At 28.5% G+C, this 20,938-nt stretch carries 19 protein-coding genes and 1 pseudogene; 17 read left to right on the forward strand and 3 right to left on the reverse strand.

The window, feature by feature from the left end:
• Positions 1 to 292 precede the first annotated feature (292 nt).
• The 4 genes and pseudogenes from BHW04_RS02735 (at position 293) to BHW04_RS02750 (ending at position 2,135) form a co-directional block, all read left to right on the forward strand.
• The gene (locus tag BHW04_RS02735; protein ID WP_302698791.1) at positions 293 to 754 is read left to right on the forward strand and encodes an alpha/beta hydrolase fold domain-containing protein; all 462 of its coding nucleotides are present in this window, start codon (positions 293 to 295) and stop codon (positions 752 to 754) included.
• A 317-nt stretch (positions 755 to 1,071) separates the two neighbouring features.
• Positions 1,072 to 1,464 (forward strand): annotated as a pseudogene (locus BHW04_RS02740) (DUF6323 family protein).
• Between the two features lie 19 nt (positions 1,465 to 1,483).
• Positions 1,484 to 1,915 (forward strand): hypothetical protein, encoded by a 432-nt coding sequence (locus BHW04_RS02745; protein WP_302698792.1) that lies wholly within the window; start codon positions 1,484 to 1,486, stop codon positions 1,913 to 1,915.
• A gap of 67 nt (positions 1,916 to 1,982) precedes the next feature.
• A complete protein-coding gene (locus tag BHW04_RS02750; protein WP_291662120.1) occupies positions 1,983 to 2,135 on the forward strand; it encodes a hypothetical protein in 153 nt (50 codons plus the stop codon).
• Between the two features lie 91 nt (positions 2,136 to 2,226).
• On the opposite strand, the gene BHW04_RS02755 is transcribed toward BHW04_RS02750, so the two are convergent.
• Together BHW04_RS02755 and BHW04_RS02760 are read right to left on the reverse strand one after the other, a co-directional pair.
• The gene (locus BHW04_RS02755; RefSeq protein WP_302698793.1) at positions 2,227 to 3,240 is read right to left on the reverse strand and encodes a DNA/RNA non-specific endonuclease; all 1,014 of its coding nucleotides are present in this window, start codon (positions 3,238 to 3,240) and stop codon (positions 2,227 to 2,229) included.
• On the reverse strand, positions 3,224 to 3,655 hold the full coding sequence (locus BHW04_RS02760) for a ribonuclease Z (protein WP_302632824.1): 432 nt from the start codon (positions 3,653 to 3,655) through the stop codon (positions 3,224 to 3,226). The genes BHW04_RS02755 and BHW04_RS02760 overlap by 17 nt, the downstream gene beginning before the upstream one ends.
• 190 nt (positions 3,656 to 3,845) lie before the next feature.
• On the opposite strand from BHW04_RS02760, the gene BHW04_RS02765 reads away from it, so the two are divergent.
• Positions 3,846 to 5,072 carry a serine hydrolase domain-containing protein gene (locus BHW04_RS02765; RefSeq protein ID WP_302698795.1) on the forward strand — a complete coding sequence of 409 codons (1,227 nt, stop codon included), beginning with the start codon at positions 3,846 to 3,848 and terminating at the stop codon, positions 5,070 to 5,072.
• A 52-nt stretch (positions 5,073 to 5,124) separates the two neighbouring features.
• On the opposite strand, the gene BHW04_RS02770 is transcribed toward BHW04_RS02765, so the two are convergent.
• Positions 5,125 to 5,475, reverse strand: coding sequence for a thioredoxin domain-containing protein (locus BHW04_RS02770; protein ID WP_302623574.1), 351 nt, complete (start codon positions 5,473 to 5,475; stop codon positions 5,125 to 5,127).
• Positions 5,476 to 5,741: 266 nt separating this feature from the next.
• Here BHW04_RS02770 and BHW04_RS02775 point away from each other — a divergent pair, with 266 nt between their 5' ends.
• From BHW04_RS02775 to nifS, 12 genes are all read left to right on the forward strand, one after another.
• Positions 5,742 to 6,869, forward strand: a complete 1,128-nt coding sequence (locus BHW04_RS02775; protein ID WP_302698797.1) for an SEC-C metal-binding domain-containing protein — start codon at positions 5,742 to 5,744, stop codon at positions 6,867 to 6,869.
• Between the two features lie 343 nt (positions 6,870 to 7,212).
• The gene (locus tag BHW04_RS02780) at positions 7,213 to 7,620 is read left to right on the forward strand and encodes a hypothetical protein (RefSeq protein WP_022211348.1); all 408 of its coding nucleotides are present in this window, start codon (positions 7,213 to 7,215) and stop codon (positions 7,618 to 7,620) included.
• A gap of 113 nt (positions 7,621 to 7,733) precedes the next feature.
• Positions 7,734 to 8,195, forward strand: coding sequence for a MarR family winged helix-turn-helix transcriptional regulator (locus BHW04_RS02785; protein ID WP_022211349.1), 462 nt, complete (start codon positions 7,734 to 7,736; stop codon positions 8,193 to 8,195).
• Positions 8,196 to 8,310: 115 nt separating this feature from the next.
• Positions 8,311 to 9,315, forward strand: coding sequence for an ABC transporter substrate-binding protein (locus tag BHW04_RS02790; RefSeq protein ID WP_302698799.1), 1,005 nt, complete (start codon positions 8,311 to 8,313; stop codon positions 9,313 to 9,315).
• Positions 9,316 to 10,191 (forward strand): ABC transporter permease, encoded by an 876-nt coding sequence (locus tag BHW04_RS02795; RefSeq protein ID WP_302698800.1) that lies wholly within the window; start codon positions 9,316 to 9,318, stop codon positions 10,189 to 10,191.
• A complete protein-coding gene (locus BHW04_RS02800) occupies positions 10,185 to 10,985 on the forward strand; it encodes an ABC transporter ATP-binding protein (protein WP_022211352.1) in 801 nt (266 codons plus the stop codon). The genes BHW04_RS02795 and BHW04_RS02800 overlap by 7 nt, the downstream gene beginning before the upstream one ends.
• Before the next feature lie 432 nt (positions 10,986 to 11,417).
• Entirely contained in the window at positions 11,418 to 14,072 is a 2,655-nt protein-coding gene (gene adhE, locus BHW04_RS02805) for a bifunctional acetaldehyde-CoA/alcohol dehydrogenase (RefSeq protein ID WP_302698802.1), read from the forward strand.
• Between the two features lie 635 nt (positions 14,073 to 14,707).
• Positions 14,708 to 15,718 carry a CAP domain-containing protein gene (locus BHW04_RS02810; protein WP_302698804.1) on the forward strand — a complete coding sequence of 337 codons (1,011 nt, stop codon included), beginning with the start codon at positions 14,708 to 14,710 and terminating at the stop codon, positions 15,716 to 15,718.
• A gap of 94 nt (positions 15,719 to 15,812) precedes the next feature.
• Positions 15,813 to 17,243 carry an LPXTG cell wall anchor domain-containing protein gene (locus tag BHW04_RS02815; protein WP_302698805.1) on the forward strand — a complete coding sequence of 477 codons (1,431 nt, stop codon included), beginning with the start codon at positions 15,813 to 15,815 and terminating at the stop codon, positions 17,241 to 17,243.
• A 531-nt stretch (positions 17,244 to 17,774) separates the two neighbouring features.
• Positions 17,775 to 19,043 carry a replication-associated recombination protein A gene (locus tag BHW04_RS02820; RefSeq protein ID WP_186834824.1) on the forward strand — a complete coding sequence of 423 codons (1,269 nt, stop codon included), beginning with the start codon at positions 17,775 to 17,777 and terminating at the stop codon, positions 19,041 to 19,043.
• Positions 19,044 to 19,300: 257 nt separating this feature from the next.
• Positions 19,301 to 19,753, forward strand: coding sequence for an RrF2 family transcriptional regulator (locus BHW04_RS02825; protein ID WP_022211357.1), 453 nt, complete (start codon positions 19,301 to 19,303; stop codon positions 19,751 to 19,753).
• A complete protein-coding gene (gene nifS, locus BHW04_RS02830; protein ID WP_302698808.1) occupies positions 19,753 to 20,937 on the forward strand; it encodes a cysteine desulfurase NifS in 1,185 nt (394 codons plus the stop codon). Before BHW04_RS02825 ends, nifS begins: the two co-directional genes overlap by 1 nt.
• The last annotated feature ends 1 nt before the right edge of the window (position 20,938 follow it).

Below are 20,938 nucleotides of genomic sequence, written 5' to 3' on the forward strand. Positions count from 1 at the left end.
GAAAAATCAAACTTTATTGTTATAGAAGTGTAAAAATAAAGTTTGATTTTTTACTTTTAATAATAAAATAGACATAATAATAATATGATATATTGATATAAGATTTTTAAGGTATATAAAGGAGCGTAGTATGAAAAGAGAAACTGAGCAGATTATTCAGTAAACATTAGAAAATGTAGTAGGTTATATTGATCAATTACCTAATGGAGAGTTTATTCCTTCATCATGGCAACCACCAAAAGGATTTAAAAATGAAAGATTTAAGGTTAATGATATACCAGTTGAGCATTTAGTGCCTAAGGAAAAAGGGACAAACAATATTATATTTCAAATCCATGGAGGTGGATATATAGTAGCATTATGTGACCCATATAGAGATACAGCAGTAAAGTATTCTCAAATGGTTGGGGGAGCAGAAGTATTTAGTGTAGATTATCGTGTTGCACCAACAAATAGATATCCAGCAGCTCTTGAAGATGCAGTAACAGTTTATAAATGTATACTAGAGCAAGGATATGATAGTAATAACATAATAATAACAGGAGATTCAGCAGGAGGTAACTTAGCATTAGCTACAACATTATATTTAAAAGATCATAATATACCATTACCAAAAGCAGTTATTGCTATTTCACCTTGGAGTAATGCAGCAAATGATTTTCCATCAGTAAAAACAAATATTGAAAAGGATGTGATACTTGGAAGATATGGTCTTAAAATGAGTAATCAGATAGATAATCCTATTTATTTCTAAGGTGCCAATTATAAAGAACCCTATTTAGAAGAAAGCAAGGCTGCTTGGCAAGAAATGAGAGAATTCCTAGAGGAAATTTTCTAAGTTATATATTATTTTATAAGTTAAGTAGCTAAATTGAAAAAATAAAAAAGTGCTGAAAACTGGATTTATCATAAGGTTTTAGCACTTTTTTTACATATCTATATTACCACAAAATTACTAAAAATTCAAGACTGGCACTTATTTATAGTAAGGAGTAAGCTGTATTAGAGGTGATAGTAATGAGTGAAAATATTATTTTAACTATTCTAAATATAAAGAAAAAACAATTAATAATGAATATAAAAAAGTGTAATGAATTGACCATAAAATTTGGTGTTTCATTATCAGATGAGGCCATAGAAAGATTAATTAATAAAAGGTTTGAAGCATTAAAAAATACTGGGAGAATTGAATTTGATGAAGGTATTTTAAAAAAGTTAATTGAAGCATTTTGTGATTCACCATATATTATGCAAAATAATTATGAAGAAACTTTAGAAGAATTGTAGGATATTTTTTATTTTTTTAAAGGAGAAGCCATGGAGCAGATATCTGATGATGAACTTATTGAATTTATGAAAAGAGATTTTGATGGTAAATGTCAAGGCTCAATAGAGTATTTAAGTGGAACCAGTTTAGAAGAACTTTGCCGTGGTACAAGATATGGTCTTAATGGTTTAGAGTAAGGCTTAATAGGAGGGTGCTATGGATCATAATAATTTATATTATGTTAAGAATACTGCTTTAAATCTAGTTCCAAGAATAGAGGCGGCAGTTAGCAATAATGATTTGCAAAATATCTTTTTAAGCTTCAGATCACAGGAAGAAGAAATTAAGGATATTTTTATAGATAATAAAAGTATGGATGATGAAAAGCTTCGTCAGTTAATAGATGAAATAAGAACTTGCTCATTTATAAAAGATAAAATAAAGATAATTCATAATGAAGTCAATAGTTTAGCAGACTTAGTTGAAATTTTAAATAATTGCATATGGCAAGATGAAGTGGAAGAACTAATAAATAATATTAGTGAAGAAGAAATAATGCTATTAAAATACTATTTAGATAATAATGGAAATGATAATCCTTCAAATACTGGGTGGGAAAATAAGTTTAAAGAGTTATTAGATAAATGATAGCTCCTTTAATTAATGAAGAATAATATGCTTTTTAGTGGTAAATATAAATATTGAGATGAATTAAATGGCTGTAAAACAAAAAAACACTAAAAAGAAAATGGCACTATTAGGTCTTAAAAAGGATAAGGATGGAGATTACAGATATATCGATCCAGATGATACAACTTCAGAATTTGTTCCTGTAAGAAATAGAAATAAGAATAAAGAAAATAAATAACAATATAAATATGAAAAAGGATGTATGAAAAGTAACCTTCATACATCCTTTATGTATTTTTAATAATTAATATTTGTCAGCAAATTTAATTTTATCTAGAGGCTTTTCTGTAGCCCGCGGCAATTGCTTCCTCTTCACTATTAAAGTTAATAAGGTATACAGAATCAGACATATTTTCATAATCTCTTTGCCCAGGGCAGTGATATATCTTTGATTTAGAATTTCCTCTAATTATAGTTTCTTCAGTAGAAGAACTATCTGCTGTATTTGATGAAGATGAATTATCAGGAGATTTTCCACTAGGTACTTCTTCACCGGCAAGTGCACTAGACCCAGTGGCATAATCTATAGTTATTCCAGGTTGTACATTATAAACAAATACGTTGAATTCAATACCTTCTCCATTATCTTCTACAGATTTTGCTTCCATTTGCACTCCAGTTGCCACAAGGTTGTTTCCTTCAAAAACAGGAGTTACTCTATATAAAACATGGTTGTTTGTTTCTTTTATATAGTCAGCAACCATATTTTCGTAAGGTAGCATTAAATTAGCATTAAAATATCTAGTTCCAGTTATTAAATTACTTTTGTTGGCATTTTCTGCTGTTAACTGAAATCCAATTAAATGTGATCTATTGTAAAGATATTTACCTTCAACTATATCATATTTAATTGATTGCCATCCACTAGGTTTAACTGAACTTATAGACTCTCTTTCTTCTGTAGGCATTAGGTCAGTACCTATATTGGCATAGGCAACACCACATCTACCTAAGCTATCCAGTGGGCTATATTCTTCAAATGAAGTAGTAGTTAAATCAGAATCAGAAAAATTCGGAATATTATTATTTAATACTATATAGTCATTTCCAGAATAAGCAGGTATATTATTAATGTCAATATTGCTTTCATTAGAATTTTCAGTTGGATTGTTTAAAACAATATTATTCTTATTAGAGCTATCTGTAACTTGTTCAATAATATTAAGAGCTTGTCCAACAACGTTAGATACTGAAGTGGATGAGCAACTAATAAGTCCACTTAAACAAAGTAGTGATCCTATTATCATGATTATTGAGTTTTTAAAATTAAGTAGTTTTTTCATTAGCAGTTCTCCTATATATTTCTCTTGTAATCTTTTCATGAGATGAACCATTGAATTCTTCAAAATCAATTAATTTCCATGAATCATCATTTACATTAATATCAAAATGTAAATCTGCAGGGTAAATTCTATTCCATTTATAAATAATTAAAATATTGATTTTATCCTCATATAGTTTTAATAACTTATCTTCTACTAAAAAGAAACCATCATTGGATAAATTAAGAAAGTCTTCAGAAACCTTGATGTTTCCAGTGTCAATATCTTTAAAAAGTTTATAGGAATAATTATTCATAAATAAATTTTTATTGTGGATAAATTGCTTTATATTTAATCGAAGTATTTTATCCTGACTTTGCCTTCTTTTATTGAAGAGCATTCCATTTTTATCATCTAGACAGACAATAATATTCATAGTAAACCTCCTGATCTTTTTATTTCTGTTAATATTATAGCAAATATTATTATAGTAAATATAAGAAATTTATTTCCATAGAAATAAATGAAACTAGTACTTATAATAGTATTTATGGTATACTTCTTAATAGACATTAATGTCAATAAATTAAAGAAATAAGTATGAAGTATAGGAGTATTATAAAATTATGAATAAGCACAGGTTATTGGCAATATTACTTACACTAGGATGTATGATAAATTTAACTGGATGCAGTAGAGATATAGTAAAAGCAGCAAGTGGTGCAAATGTCCAAGAAATGGCTGTTGAAGCTGAAAATGTTAATAAAGGTAAGAAATCAGATGGTGAGAATGATAGAATTTCACAGGAGGAGCTGGCTGATATTATATCTGAAGATGATACTTTGGAAAAAATAGTAGATCCAGCTTATGAAGAGGTGGAAAGATATTTAGATGAAGAAAGTGCATATAAGGGGTTTCAAGGCGTGGCATTGGTAGCGCAAGGCAATGAAATTAAATTTGCTAAAGCTTATGGAAATGCAGATTATGATGATAATATAGTAAATAAAGTAAATACACGTTTTGCTATAGCCTCAAATACAAAACAATTTACAGCAGTAGCTATAATGCAACTGATGGAAGATGGGAAAATAAATCTTGATGATACCATTGATAAGTATTTTCCAAAGTTTAAATATGCAAATCAGATAACAGTAAGAGAGTTATTACAAATGAGATCAGGTCTTGTAGACTATTTAAATGCAGCAGAATTATATTTTAAAGATGAGGAGAGTTTAAAAATATTAAATGATTATAGAGAAAAGGCATATTTTGATGAATATGTATCAGATTCAAGATGGACAGCAGATATAATCCTAAATAATTTATATTTAAGTGAATTACAATTTGAACCTGGACAAGCATATGATTACTGTAATACAAATTACTATCTACTTGGTTTAATAATTGAACAAGCCTCTGGAGTTTCATATGAAGATTATATAAAAGAAAATATTTTTAAGCTGAGTGCAGAGGATACAGATGCAAAAGGTCATGGCAGTGTTGAATCAGGTGAAATTGTTGTAAATCCTAAATTTACGTTTGCAGCTGGTAATATATATACTAATGTATATGATTTACTTAGATGGGAGAGAATGCTACATACAGGAAAATTACTTTCACAAGAGTCTTATAATGAAATGATAACACCTTCAGAAGATAGTGGATATGGATTTGGTTTAATAATTAGTGATGGAATTATAAGACATAGTGGTGTTATTGATGGATTTAATTCTTACACAGAATATGACTCAGCAAAGGATATTACAATAATAATTTTAGAAAACTATGATCCATCAACATCAATTCTTGAAGCTAAATATGACGGTGCCATCATACGAGGATTAATAAAATAGAAATAGAAAGCAGTTTAGATTAATAATCTAAACTGCTTTCTTTATAAAAAATTTATTTTATCATAGTTAGTATTTCATCTTCTGACATTGAAGAATCACAACGAGTTTCCCATTCTCCATTTTTGCTGACAATAAATCCAGGAACTGTTACAATGTGATATTTTTCTCTAAATGAACTTATTTCATTATCGGAAAAATTATCACTATTTACATAGTGAATTGTAGTATTTAGCTTGTTATATAAGTTACCTAACTTTTTAGCAAACTTACGGCAATACGGACATGTTTCTCTACCTATATAAACGACAGTAAGTTTTTCTGATGATAATAATTTATCAGCTTCTGTTGAAGGTATTTGCTTAAATGATTTTACGTCTTCTTTATATGTATTTTCTCCAAACATAAATTTTCCTCCTTATTTTTTTAAAATAATTATATCAAAAAAAGATAATCTATCAACTTAAATTTAAGATTAATTAATAAAAATATAAGATTAATTGTAAAATATAGGTATGTTAATAAATATTATAGGTTAATTTATTGATAATAATAAATAGAATTATGGTAATAGTTTTAAAGATGCTAAAAAATTTTGACTAAAGTAAAAAAACATATATAATAAAAGAAGTGATTTTTTTGCGAAAATAGATATGAGGTGACTTAGTTTTTATGAAGGATAAAGATAAATTACAAGAAGAGATTTTAAAGGCTGATATGAAGAGCGTTGAGAAGATATGGAAAGAGTCAGATGGAGAACAGACATTAGCAGCATTATTAGAAAAAATGACTAAAGATGAGTTAGTTAAGGTTGCTAAAAAATATGATGTTAAAGGTATTACATCTTTAAAGAAGGCTGAAGTTGTTGAAAGAATAAGAGAAGTTATCATAAAGAATGTAGATTTAATGATTAATTCATTAGAAGAAACTTCAATAAAATTCTTACAAGAATTAATAAATTATGGTGGTGTTAAAAAGTATCAATGTGATTTATTAATAAATTCAAACTTTTTAAGAAATAGAGGTATTGTATTTACAGCATCTATAAATGGAGAATTATATGTTATCTTACCAGAAGAACTAAGAGTATTATTAAAAGAAAAGATAACAAAAGATGTTATGGCCGCTTCTAGAGAAAAGAGCGACTTAATCAAGGCTATTGCAGGAAGTACATATTATTATGGGGTAGTTTCATATTCAGCCATAAGAGAAATTTTAGAATCTACATTTAATACTGAAGTTACAGATGAAAAAATAAAAGAGTTAGTATTAATTGGAGAAGAATTAGGATATGACTATGTTATAGAAGAAGATGGATTATGTCATATAGATGTTGAAAATTCAAATAAAATTGTTAAGCTTCAAAAGAAAAACAAGAAGAATATTTGTAAATTTGATAAGAAGACTTTAATAAAAGCGGGTGTTCCAGATTTTATGGAAGAACATAAAAGTGGGAAAAATTTACAAAGAACTTTAGGTGAAATGTTTATAATAGATAAAGAAATTTTAAAAGATGAGATGGATTCATTTACTATAAGTATTAAAAATGAAATGCCTATGGAAAAATCTATAAATTTATTCTTAGATGCATATGAAATTGATAATGAAGAAGAAAAGAATATTTTTGCCTATGAATTAGAACATTTAGCTAAAAGTATAAAAAGATGGTCATTAAATGGATATTCTGAAAATGAAATAACAAAGCTTGAACAAAGAGTTGTTAATGAAGTGAAGATAGGAAGAAATGATCCTTGTTTATGCGGAAGTAAAAAGAAGTATAAAAAATGTTGTGGAAGATAATACATAATATAGTACGAATATAAATTTTTATAATATGGGGATGTCGCATTAAGAATAAATAATACAATATATTGTGTTGATTTTTAATTATCAAAACAATATATTGTATATAAAATTTTTAGTGTGACATCCCCATATTTTTATTTGAAAAAAATTAAAAAAAATAAGGCGTTTTATATATTTTTTATACTATTTAAAAATATATAATATGTATTTTTCTGTAAAAAGAATAAATTACTAAGATTTTATCAAATATTATCTTACTGTACAAGAAATAAAAAGTAGCCTCATATAATATATTGAAGTTTAGAGTAAGGCTAATATTCAGTAAGGAGTGGTTAAGGTGTTGAGAGTATTTGTTTTTGCTATAGGTTTTATTATGGTTGCTTTTGCAATAAGATTTTTTATTGATGAAATTATGCTGTATAAAAATGGCGTAAGAAAGGAAGCAACTTTAATATTGATGAAACCTTATAATCATGTTGATATAAATAAATATAGAAATAAAGTATATGATGTTGGGATAGAACCTATTTTAGAAGTAGACAATGGGAATAAAAAAGTGATAATTGAATATGATGATTATGATGAATTTAAATATTTAAAAGTTGGTGATAAGGTAAAAGTTATATATCCCAAGGAAAACATAGGCGAGATAAAGAGATACTCATTTTTTAAAATATTTAAAACTAGTATAGCATTATCTTTAATAGCAGTTTTTATCATTTTTGTAGGAACAAGTTTATTATAAAGGTGGAACTTATTCCACTTTTTCTTTTATAGGAATATTATTTAATTGATTTCGAAAGGAATTTTTATTATTATTAAATATAGGAGTGACATATTTTTATGGAGAGTGAACTTATGGATAAAAATGAATCAAAATTTGTTTTAAATAGATTGTTAGTACAGTTATATGGAGATATATTGAAAATAGAAGAAAAGTCTTTGCAAGAAGGAGAGTTCTCCGATTTATCAGTTACTGAAATACATATTATAGAGGCCATTGGTATTAAAGGATGTAGGACTATGAGTGAAATTGCTTATGATTTAAGCATTACAGTAGGAACACTGACTACAGCAATTAATAAATTGATTAAGAAAGAATATGTAGAAAGAAAACGTATTGAAGAGGATAGAAGAGTGGTTCTTGTTAATCTTACAGATAGAGGAAAACTTGCTTATGATAATCATGCCAAATTTCATGCTGATATGATAGATAGGCTGATTGAAGGATTTGAAAAAAAAGAGGAACTTGTCTTGATTTCTACTTTAAGCAAATTAACAAACTTCTTTGAAGAAAAATATCATTTAATAAAAAAATAATAATTATATTTAAGGAATTAATTTTAAAAAATAAAATTAATTCCTTTTTTTTAAATAAATAAAAGCTAAGTGAAATATATATATAAATATATATTTTATTAGGGGTGGTGAATAAATGAAGAATAAATTTAAGCTGCTATCTATATTAAGTGAGGTGATATTGTTAAGTATATTATGCGGCTGCTCAGATAATAAAAAAAATACAGGAAAAGATGATGAAATTTATCAAATAGGAATAAATCAAATTGTACAGCATTCTGCCTTGGATTCAGCAAGGGAAGGATTTATTGATGGACTAAGAGAGAAAGGATATGTTGATGGAGATAATATAAAAATTGACTATGAAAATGCTCAAGGTGATGTATCCATTGCTCAAACTATAAGCAAACAATTTGTAAATAATGGTGTTGATATGATTTTTGCAATTTCCACATCTTCAGCTCAATCTGCTTATAATGCAACAAAAGAAATACCTATAGTCTTTACAGCTGTAACTGATCCTGTAGCAGCAGGAATAGCTAATAGCTTTGAAAGTTCTGGTAATAATGTTACAGGGATGTCAGATATGGTTTCTATGACAGAGCAAATTGCTTTATTGCAAGATATTATACCAAGTATAGAAAAAATAGGGGTTATCTATAATACTTCAGAAGCAAATTCAATAGTTCAAGTTGATGAATTAAAAGCTGCCGCTAAAGAAAGAAACTTAGAAGTGAAGGAAATATCAATTACCACTATCAATGAGATAAATCAAAATCTATCAGCAAATATAAAAGATATTGATGCATTGTATATTCCTACTGATAATACTGTGGCATCAGCATATGAATTAGTAGGAAGTATATGTTTAAACAATAATATACCGATGTTATGTGCTGAAGAAGCAGGAGTAAGTAAGGGCGGCTTGTGTTCTATAGGAATAGATTATTATAAGTTAGGAAAAGAAGCTGGATATAAAGCGGTGAAGGTTATTGAAGGTATGGCTCCTTCTGAGATAAAGATTGAAAAATCATCAGATATGACTGTTACTATCAATTCTGATGTAGCAAAAAAAATTAATATAGAAATACCTAAAGAAATTGAAGAAAATGCTCAAATTGTAACTGGAGGAGTGAACTAAATGAATCTTATAATTAATGCCATTGAAGAAGGTCTGCTATTTTCTATTGTTTCAATGGGAGTATATATAACATATAAGATTCTTGATTTTCCGGATCTTTCGGTGGATGGCACCTATCCATTAGGGGCAGCCATAACAGCAGTTCTTCTTGTAAATGGAGTTAATCCTTGGCTGGCAATTATAATTTCATCAGCTGGAGGGGCCATTGCAGGTGGGATAACAGCCTTTTTACATGTAAAACTTAAGATAAGTAATTTGATGTCAGGTATTCTTGTGATGATAGCTCTTTATTCTGTGAATTTAAGGGTTATGGGAAAATCTAATATGCCGCTATTTAGCACAAATACCATATTTAAGAATGCTGATTTTCAACCTATCTTTATAATAATAATCATAGTAGTTATCTGTAAGATTATTATAGATACTTTTTTAAAGACTAAAAGAGGTTTCTTACTTATGGCAGTAGGTGATAATGAGCAAGTAGTATCATCTTTAGGAATAAATAAAAATAGTGTTAAGGTACTTGGATTAATGCTTAGTAATGGATTAGTGGGAATGGCTGGAGCCATTCAAGCCCAAAAGTATGGTTATGCAGATGTAAATATGGGGCAGGGAATTGTGGTAATGGGACTAGCAACAGTTGTGATAGGACTAACTATTTTTAGTAAGATTTCATTTATGAAATGCACAACTATATCTATTCTAGGAGCAATTATCTATAAAGTAGCTATTGCTATTGCTTTAAAAATAAATTTTAATCCTAATGATTTAAAATTAATAACAGCAATAATAGTTATAATTGCCTTAGCTTCTAATAATGGAATTTTTAAATTTAAAAATAAGAAAAATAAAGAGAGAAGGCGGGGAAAGTGCTGAAAATTAAAGATGTATATAAGGTTTTTAATGTAAATACCATTAATGAAAATAGAGTATTTGATGGATTTTCTCTTCAAGTAGAAAAAGGGGAGTATGTATCAATAATTGGGTCTAATGGTGCTGGCAAGTCTACATTACTAAATTTAATAACTGGAAATTTACCAGTGGATAGTGGAAGTATAATGATTGATGGCGAAGAAGTTGTAAAGAAAGAGGAGTATTATAGATGTCGTTATATAGGGCGTGTATTTCAAAATCCGTCTGTTGGAGTGGCTCCGAATATGAATATATTAGAAAATATGTCACTAGCAGATAATAAAGGTAAACCATATGGAATAAAATTTGCCATAGATAAGAAACGTATAAATTATTATAAAGAAGAACTTAAAAGATTGAATTTAGGTTTAGAAGATAAGCTATATAATAAAGTTAACTTATTATCTGGAGGACAAAGACAAGCTTTAACTCTGATTATGGCTGTAATGTCTAATCCTAAAATATTGTTGTTAGATGAACATACAGCAGCATTAGATCCTAAAACATCCATAAAAATAATGGATATAACTAATAAAATTATAGAAGAAAAGAAGATAACAACATTAATGGTTACTCATAATATTAAGCAAGCTATAGAAAGTGGCAATAGATTGATAATGATGCATGAAGGAAAAACAATAATAGATGTTAGTAAAGAAGAGAAGGCAAAGCTAAATAGAGATAGGCTGATTGAAATGTTTGGTAAAGCTAATATGGAAGATGTGCTAAGTGATAGAAGTTTATTAAGCACATTTTAGCAATTGTTATATAAAAGAGTAGAAATAGAAGAATAGGAAAATATTCTAATTCATTTCTACTCTTTTTTGCATTATTTTATAGAAAACTAAAAAATTAAAAATGATTTAATAATAAATTAAATTACTTTTAAAGGAATATATGGTGATAATAAAAATACTAATTTAGTTAAAAAATAATCTATGTCAAAGAAAAAGGTAAAAATAAACAAAGTGTCTGAAGATGTTATCAATAGCAATAAATAAGCATTTTAAGAAAGGAGAGATTTGCATACAATAAAAAATATGAAAAAAATTAGAAAAAAAGTTTGACAAAAAATAAACGATATAATACAATAAGGATGTGGACATGTTAAAAATATAACAAAGTCCTAAAGAAAATAAGTAATTCAATATAAACTATTAATCATAGATTTAAATTCAGGAGGGATTCAAATGAAAGTTACAAATGCTCAAGAATTAACAAAAAGAATTGAACAATTAAGAGAAGCGCAAAAACAATTTGCTACTTTTTCACAAGAACAAGTAGATGAAATTTTTAGGCAAGCAGCTTTAGCAGCTAATCATAACAGAATCAAACTTGCTAAAATGGCTGTTGAAGAAACAGGAATGGGTATAGTTGAAGATAAAGTTATCAAAAATAACTTTGCTGCTGAATATATATATAATCAATATAAGAACATGAAGACTTGTGGAGTTTTAGAAGAAGATAAAACAAGCGGAATAACAAAGGTTGCAGAACCGATTGGAGTTATATCTGCAATAGTTCCAACAACAAACCCAACTTCTACAGCAATATTCAAATGTTTAATAGCTTTAAAAACTAGAAATGCAATAATCATTTCACCACACCCAAGAGCTAAAAATTCAACTATTGAAGCTGCTAGAGTAGTTTTAGAAGCTGCAGTTAAAGCAGGAGCTCCAGAAGGAATAATTGGATGGATAGATCAACCTTCAGTTGAATTATCACAAAACGTTATGAGAGAATCAGATATAATTCTTGCTACAGGTGGGCCAGCAATGGTTAAAGCTGCTTACTCATCAGGAAGACCAGCTTTAGGAGTTGGAGCAGGAAATACTCCAGCAATCATCGATGAAACAGCTCACATTAAAATGGCTGTTAACTCAATATTACTTTCTAAGACATTTGATAACGGTGTTATTTGTGCATCAGAACAATCAATCGTTGTTTTAGAACAAGTTTATGATGAAGTTAAGAAAGAATTGGCTGAAAGAGGAGCTTATATCTTAAAAGGTGAAGAAATAGATAAGGTTAGAAGGATAATCCTAAATGAAAAAGGTGGATTAAATGCTGATATGGTTGGTCAATCTGCTTATAAAATAGCTAGAATGGCAGGAGTTAACGTTCCAGAAAGTGCTAAAGTTTTAGTTGGTGAAGTAACTTCAGTTGAATTAGAAGAACCATTCTCACACGAAAAATTATCTCCAGTTTTAGCAATGTACAAAGCTACATCATTTGAAGATGCTTTAAATAAAGCTGACAGATTAATTGAATTAGGTGGTATGGGACATACATCAATACTTTACACTGATCAAGTTAAGAATAGAGATAGAGTTTTAACATTTGGTGAAAGAATGAAAACTGCTAGAACATTAATCAATATGCCAGCAGCTCAAGGTGCCATCGGAGACTTATTCAACTTTAAATTAGCTCCATCATTAACTTTAGGATGTGGATCATGGGGTGGAAACTCAGTTTCAGAAAATGTTGGTCCTAAGCACTTAATCAATGTTAAGAGCATTGCTGAAAGGAGAGAAAATATGCTTTGGTTTAGAGTTCCAGAAAAAACTTATTTCAAATACGGATGTTTACCAATAGCTTTACAAGAATTAGCTGATATGGGTAAAAAGAAAGCATTCATTGTAACTGATAGAGTATTATTCGATATGGGGTACACTAATAAAGTTACGGATGTACTAGATGCAAACGGAATCCAATACAAAATATTCTCAGATGTTGAACCAGATCCAACTTTAAGATGTGCAAGAGCTGGTGCCGCTGAAATGACTGCATTCAACCCAGACGTTATAATTTCACTTGGTGGTGGATCAGCTATGGATGCTGCTAAAATCATGTGGGTTATGTATGAGCACCCAGAAGTTAACTTCCACGATTTAGCTATGACATTCATGGATATAAGAAAGAGAATATACAAATTCCCAACTATGGGTGAAAAAGCTATGATGGTTTCAATAGCAACTTCAGCTGGTACTGGTTCAGAAGTTACTCCATTCGCAGTTATCACTGATGAAAAATCAGGAGTTAAATATCCATTAGCTGACTATGAACTAACTCCAGATATGGCTATAGTTGATGCAGAATTAATGATGACTTCTCCAAGGGGATTAACAGCTTGTGCTGGTATAGATGTATTAGTTCACGCAGTTGAAGCGTATGTTTCAATAATGGCATCTGAATACACTAATGGTTTAGCTTTAGAAGCAATCAGATTAGTATTTAAATACTTACCAGATGCTTACAATGAAGGGACAACTAATATTAAAGCAAGAGAAAAAATGGCTCACGCTTCATGTATGGCTGGTATGGCATTCTCTAATGCATTCTTAGGAATTAATCACTCAATGGCTCATAAGTTAGGTGCATTCCATCACTTACCACATGGTATGGCTAACTCATTAGTTATGACTGAAGTTATCAGATTCAACTCAGTTGATGCGCCAACTAAACAAGCAGCATTTGCTCAATACAAATACCCAAATGCAGCATGGAGATATGCTAGAATAGCTGATCACTTAGGATTAGGTGGAAATACTAACGAAGAAAAAGTTGAATTATTAATCAAGGCCATTGAAGAATTACAATCTAAAGTTAATATGCCAAAAACAATAAAAGAAGCCGGTGTAACTGAAGAGAAATTCTATGCTACATTAGATGAAATGGTAGAACAAGCATTTGATGATCAATGTACAGGTGCTAATCCAAGATACCCATTAATGAAAGAATTAAAAGAAATGTATATAAATGCATTTGATGTAAAAGCAGATGCTCAAGCAGATGCTCAAGCAGAAGCAGCTGCTACAAGCAAAAAAGCTAATAAAAAGAAGTAATTAAAAATTAAGAATCAACTCAATAATGTTTATAAATTAATGCTTTGTGTAAATACCTCTAAATAGAAAAAGTTATTTAGAGGTATTTTTTTATAAATTTTTTTAATACTTAAATACCTTGTAATCTTTTAAATATACTTGGATTCCATGTAATTCAGTACTAATACCTAAAAATACAAATATACCCATAAAAGCCATAAGAAAAATAACTATAAATTGAATAAAATTATTTTTTATATCTTTAAACATTTTTAATAATAATATTACCTTAAATTTATTAAATATAACATAATATAGTATTAAATAAGGAAGAGAAGATCATAAAGCTAGTGCAGATGGTATAGCTGAACCTATTAATTAGAGAAAAATATAATAGTAATTAATGTCAAGTATAAAAATGGTAAAGTGGTTAAAAGCCTATTATATAAGGAAAGTTAGAAATGAATATTATGGATATAAATCTTTATATATAAATTAATAGTATGTTTTGGCACATGTACCTTTTATTATTTAAGCAATAATTATAAAAATATGTTATAACTATATATGAGCAAGGGTGGTAGAAGTAAAAAGTACTTCAACTAATAAAATATTGGACAAGATATTGTCTGAAAAAATAAAAAGGAGTGGTACCAATGAAAAAAACAATAATTGCCATAATGTTATCAACATCGCTAATAGGAGGAATAGGAGCTACTATAGGAAGTAAAACTGTAGAAGCAGCTACCTTAAAAGCAAAAAGAGGATTTATTACAACTATAATAAAGGATAATGTAAAAGATTCAGAAGTATTGAATTTAAGTAGTGATTGTGGAGTATATCAAAGAAGAGTTATATTCAAAAAATATTTTGGATGTATAAATGGACAAACTATAAATATATATAAACCTATCTTTAATGGAGGAATTATAATAGGTAATGGAAGCAATTCTAATAATGAAAATGATTCTAATATAGGAAATGACAATAATAACAATACAGAGAATAAAGATGAAATAAATAATAATAATAACAATAATAATGCTTCAAATGGAGATATAAGTACAATAGTACCTCCTACGCAAACTGAAAAACCATCAACAGATAAAGATACATCAATTGATGAAAAACCATCAATTGAACAAAAACCAAATATAGAACAAAAACCAAATATAGAACAAAAACCTTCAGTAGATGAAAAGCCATCAGAAGAAATAAAACCATCACCGGAAAATAATAGCAACTTAGGTGAAGTAAATGATCAATTTATGACACAAGTTGAAAATTTAATATATGAAAAAGTAAATGAAGAAAGAACTAAGGCTGGTTTAGAAACTTTATCATATAATACTACAATGGAAAAGTATGCAAGAATTAAATCACAGGATATGGGTGATAATAATTATTTCAGCCATGAGGATTTAAGTGGTAATTTAATAACAACGCAAATGAAAAATGATGGAGTTACATATAGAGCTTGGGGAGAAAATATAGCTTATATAGGTGGAGTATCTGATGCTAATGCATTAGCAGAGCAATTTATGACAAATTGGATGAATTCACAGGGACATAGAGAAAATATATTATCATCTAAATTTTCAAGTATAGGTGTTGGTGTATATAAAATTGGCAATAAAGTATATGCAACACAAGAATTTTATAAATAAGTAAAATTTAAAAATATTTATTAAGTTTAATTTTTAAATTACGACAGTTATAAAAATGGGGTAATTTTATTACTGTAAATAGGAGTGAAGAGGTTTGAATAAGAATAAAAAAATTAATAAAGAAAAAACTTTAGCTTTAGTTTTGGCTGGAGGATTAGTTACATCAACTTTAAATGTAGTAAATACTTCAGCAGATATGATACAAGATGTTAATTTAGTAGAATCTGTGAGTACATCTACTGAATCAGTTATACCAAATCAAACATTAAATTTTGATAAAAGTAAGCCATCAGACATAACTATAACTGGAGTTAAATTTAATAGCAAAGATTTAAAATCAATATCTATTACAAATGAAAAGGGAGAGCCAATTAATTTTAAATTAAATGAAATTAATGTAGATAAAGATAGTGCAACAATTACAATACCTTCAAATGTTGTATCAAATTTAAATTTAACTGTAGGTGTACATGCTATTTCTTTACATTTTTCAGATGATTCAGCTACTATTGGAGCAGTATCGGTGAATGTAATTGATAGTAATTCAGCAGTGAACCCTCCAAAAGATGATAATACGATAGTTGTACCACCAGTTACACCGCCATCAGATGATAAAAATGATAAAGAAGATACTATCACAAAAAAACCAACAATAGAGTATCAAAAATTAACTTTTGATATGAACAACAAACAAGACTTAGTAGTAAGTAATGTTAATTTTGATAATACTAAATTAAAGTACATATATATTAATGGAAAAGAAATATCAGCAACAGAGCTGAAAATTGAAAATGATAAAATAATAATACCATCAAATGTTATATCTAATGTAATTAGTGTAGAAGGAAATTATACTATTTCATTTAAATTTTCTGAAGGAAGTTCATTAATAAATGCAGTAGACATTGAAGTTAAAGATAAAAATGTTATAGTACCACCAGTTACACCGCCATCAGATGATACGGTAACACCACCAAGTATTGATAAAGAAAATACAATTGTTATTGATAAAAATAATCTTAAGAGTATAGAAATTCCTAATTTTATTCCTAGTGGAAGCAATGTAAAATTTGTTACTATTAATGGCAAGAAATTACCTGTAAAATATATGAATATAAGAACTGCTTCTAATGAGGAAATAACTCCTGCAGTTTATGTTTATGGAGATAAATTAGTTATTCCTGTTGAAGTCTTAAAGTATGTTGGTATTGATGTTGATAAATATGATATTGAAGCTACTTTAGAAGATGGAACAACAGTTTCTAAATCAATACAATTACAAGTGATAAATTCATCGAATAAAGAAGATGATAAAGTTACTGAAAAGCCATCAGATAATAATCAAATAACAAATAAACCATCAAACAATGAGATAGCAAATGGTAATGCTAATAAAAATGATTCTATAAAACTAGAGAATAGTTCAAATAACAAACTACCTAACACTGGTGCAGCAGTAAGCAGTGGATTAATTGGTTTATTATCAACTTTAATTGGTGCTGTGTTATTAAGAAAGAAAAAATAATTGAATATAGTTATAATTTTATAATGTTAAAAGGGCTATATTGAAAGAAGTTTTGTACTAGTCAACAAAAAAGGGGAATTCTAATTTGAATTCCCCTTTTTTGAAATTTAAATAAACTAGATGGTGTTTTGAAAGATACCTTCTATGATACCAGTAACACAACCAAGAATAGAACCAGCTTGAAAAGGTGATAAATATATATAATTTTCAAGTAAACTAAATAAAACTACCGATATAAGGAGTATTATGCTGTGTAACATCATTTTAGAGTTTATAGGTCTTTTAGAAATTAATAATTTTTTTTCTTTAAGAAAAAATTTGCTGTATAGATGTAATTTTAATTTGTTGATAAAAATAAAAAAAATAAAAAAGAATACAATAAAACTTAAGAGAATTTTACAGAGAGAAATAAAAATAGTCAATGCATCACCTTAAAAATTGTTCCTATTATAATATATTAAATAAAGTGGAAATGTGTTTGATTTTTATGGTAATATATTATGAATAGATACATAAATGCGAGGTGAAAATATGAAGCCATTAGCAGATTTAGTGAGACCTACAGAATTAGATGAGGTATGTGGGCAAGAACATATATTAGGAAAAAATAAAATACTAGATAGAATTATAAAAAGTGGACATATCTCTAATATGATTTTTTATGGACCTCCTGGAACTGGCAAGACAACAGTTGCTAATATAATAGCTAAAAAGGCTGGTAAAAGATTTTATAAATTAAATGCAACCAATGCATCTTTGAAAGATATACAAGATATAACAAAGGAATTAGATACTTTTTTAGGAATAAACGGTGTTGTTTTATATTTAGATGAGATACAAAATTTCAATAAAAAGCAACAACAATCATTGTTAGAATATATTGAAGACGGAAGGATTACTCTTATAGCTTCAACTACAGAAAATCCTTATTTTTATATATTTAAAGCCATCTTAAGTAGATCAACTATTTTTGAATTTAAACCTGTAGGAGAAAAAGATATAAAGAAGGCTTTAGATAGAGCTATTACTTTAAGAAGTAAGGAATATAATGAGATTTGTATTAAAGTTACCAATGAAGCTAAAGAATATTTGGCTGCTTACTGTAATGGTGATGTAAGAAAGGCTCTTAATGGATTAGAGGTAGCTTTAAATTCCACTAAACCTAATGATGATAAAGAGATACTGATTGATTTAGAAGCTGCTAAAGATTCAACTCAAAGCAAGGTAATAGCTTTTGATATGGATGGAGATTCTCATTATGATATATTAAGTGCATTTCAAAAGTCTATTAGAGGTAGTGATGCTGATGGAGCAATTCATTATTTAGCTAGACTTATAAAAGGTGGAGATTTAATATCTATATGTAGAAGGCTACAGGTTATTGCGTCAGAAGATATAGGACTTGCTTACCCACAAGCTGCGTTTATTGTAAAGTCTTTAGTTGATTCAGCCAGGGAACTGGGGTTTCCAGAAGCTAGAATTCCTCTGGCGGAAGCTACAATACTACTAGCAACTAGTCCAAAATCAAATTCTTCATATGTTGCTATAGATAGAGCTTTAGATGATTTGGAAAATATAACTATAGATGATATTCCAATGCATTTAAAGGATGCACATTATGGAGGCGCTAGTAAACTAGGAAGAGGAATAGAGTATAAGTATCCTCACAAATATGAAAATCATTATGTAAAACAGCAATATTTACCAGATAATATTAAAAATAAAGTGTATTATGAATATGGTGATAATAAAATTGAAAAAACTATGAAAGAATACTGGAGCAGGATTAAAGGGAAATAATATTAAGATGAAGTATATTAAGCTTCATCTTTTATGGATATTTGCTGTTATATAAATAGTAACAAGTTAGATGGCTATAAAAGATTCAAAGAGATTAATGGAGTAATAACAGCTATGATGAAATCAAGCTTTTCTTTGAATTCAAAATTGCTGTCGATTTTTTTTATATCTATGTTGACAAAAGCCGAGTACTTTGCTAAGATATAAACATCAAATAAAACATAGTAAAATAGTCAGAAATAAAAAGGGGTGGAGAAATGAAACTTTCAACAAAAGGAAGATATGGAGTAAAGGCAATGGTGGATTTGGCAATTCACTATGGAGATGCACCCGTTTCTATTAAGACGATATCTAGTAGACAAAGTATATCAGAGTATTATTTAGAGCAGCTATTTTCCCCTCTAAGGAAAGCTAAGCTTATTACAAGTATTAGAGGAGCTCAAGGAGGATATGTTTTAGCAAAAGAACCTAAAGATATAAAAGTTTCTGATATTATGAATATTTTAGAAGGTCCTGTGGAGGTTGCAGATTGCATTGATAATGTATCTTGTGATAATATAGATTGTTGTGCCACAAGATTGTTATGGACAAAAATTAAAAATAGTATAGATGAAGTTATGGAATCAATAACTTTACAAGATATAGTAGATGATTATAATGAAATGAAAGATAAAAATTCACTTTTAGAATTAAAGAGGAGAGAAGAATAATGAAAACAACTTATATGGATTATTCAGCTACAACATATGTTAAACCAGAAGTTTTAGATGCAATGATGCCTTTCTTTACAGAAAAGTTTGGTAACCCATCATCATTCTATGGAATATCAAGAGAAACAAAAATGGCAGTAGATAATGCAAGAGCACAAGTGGCTAAAGCAATAAACTGTGATCCAAATGAAGTGTATTTCACAGGTGGTGGATCAGAAGCTGATAACTGGGCAATAAAAGGTATTGCCACAGCTCATATGAAAAAAGGAAATCATATAATAACAACTAAGATAGAGCATCATGCAGTATTACATACTTGTGAATTCTTAGAAAAATTTGGTTTTGAAGTAACTTACTTAGATGTTAATGAAGAAGGATTTATTGATTTAAAACAATTGGAATCAGCGATAACAGATAAAACTATTTTAGTTTCAATAATGTTTGCTAATAACGAAATAGGAACAATCCAACCAATAAAAGAAATTGGAGCAATTTGTAGAGAAAAGAAAGTATTATTCCACACTGATGCTGTTCAAGCAATGGGTTCAGTACCGGTAGATGTTAAAGAAATGAATATTGATTTATTATCCTTAGCTGGACATAAATTATATGGGCCTAAGGGAATAGGTGCTTTATATATAAGAAAAGGTGTAAGAATAGATAACTTAATTCACGGTGGTGGACAAGAAAGAGGAAGAAGAGCAGGTACAGAAAATATTCCAGGAGTAGTTGGTTTAGGAAAAGCTATCGAAATTGCAACTGAAAATATTGAAGAAAATAGAGCAAGATTAACTGTATTAAGAGATAAGTTAATTGACGGAGTCCTAGAAAGAATTCCATATGCTAGATTAAATGGACCAAGAGGAGATAAGAGATTACCAGGAAACTCTAATATAAGCTTTGAGTTTATTGAAGGAGAATCAATTCTTTTATCATTAGACTTTGAAGGGATTTGTGCATCTAGTGGTAGTGCTTGTACATCAGGTTCTTTAGATCCTTCACATGTATTATTAGCCATAGGATTACCACATGAAAAAGCACACGGTTCTTTAAGAACAACTTTAGGTGCTGCATCAACAGAAGAAGATGTGGAAAAATTATTAAATGAATTACCACCAATAATAGAAAGATTAAGAAATATGTCACCATTATGGTACGACTTTAAAAGAAAAGGAGAAAGATAAT

It is taken from the genome of Clostridium sp. 29_15 (genome assembly GCF_001916075.1).
GTDB lineage: Bacteria > Bacillota > Clostridia > Clostridiales > Clostridiaceae > Clostridium > Clostridium lentum.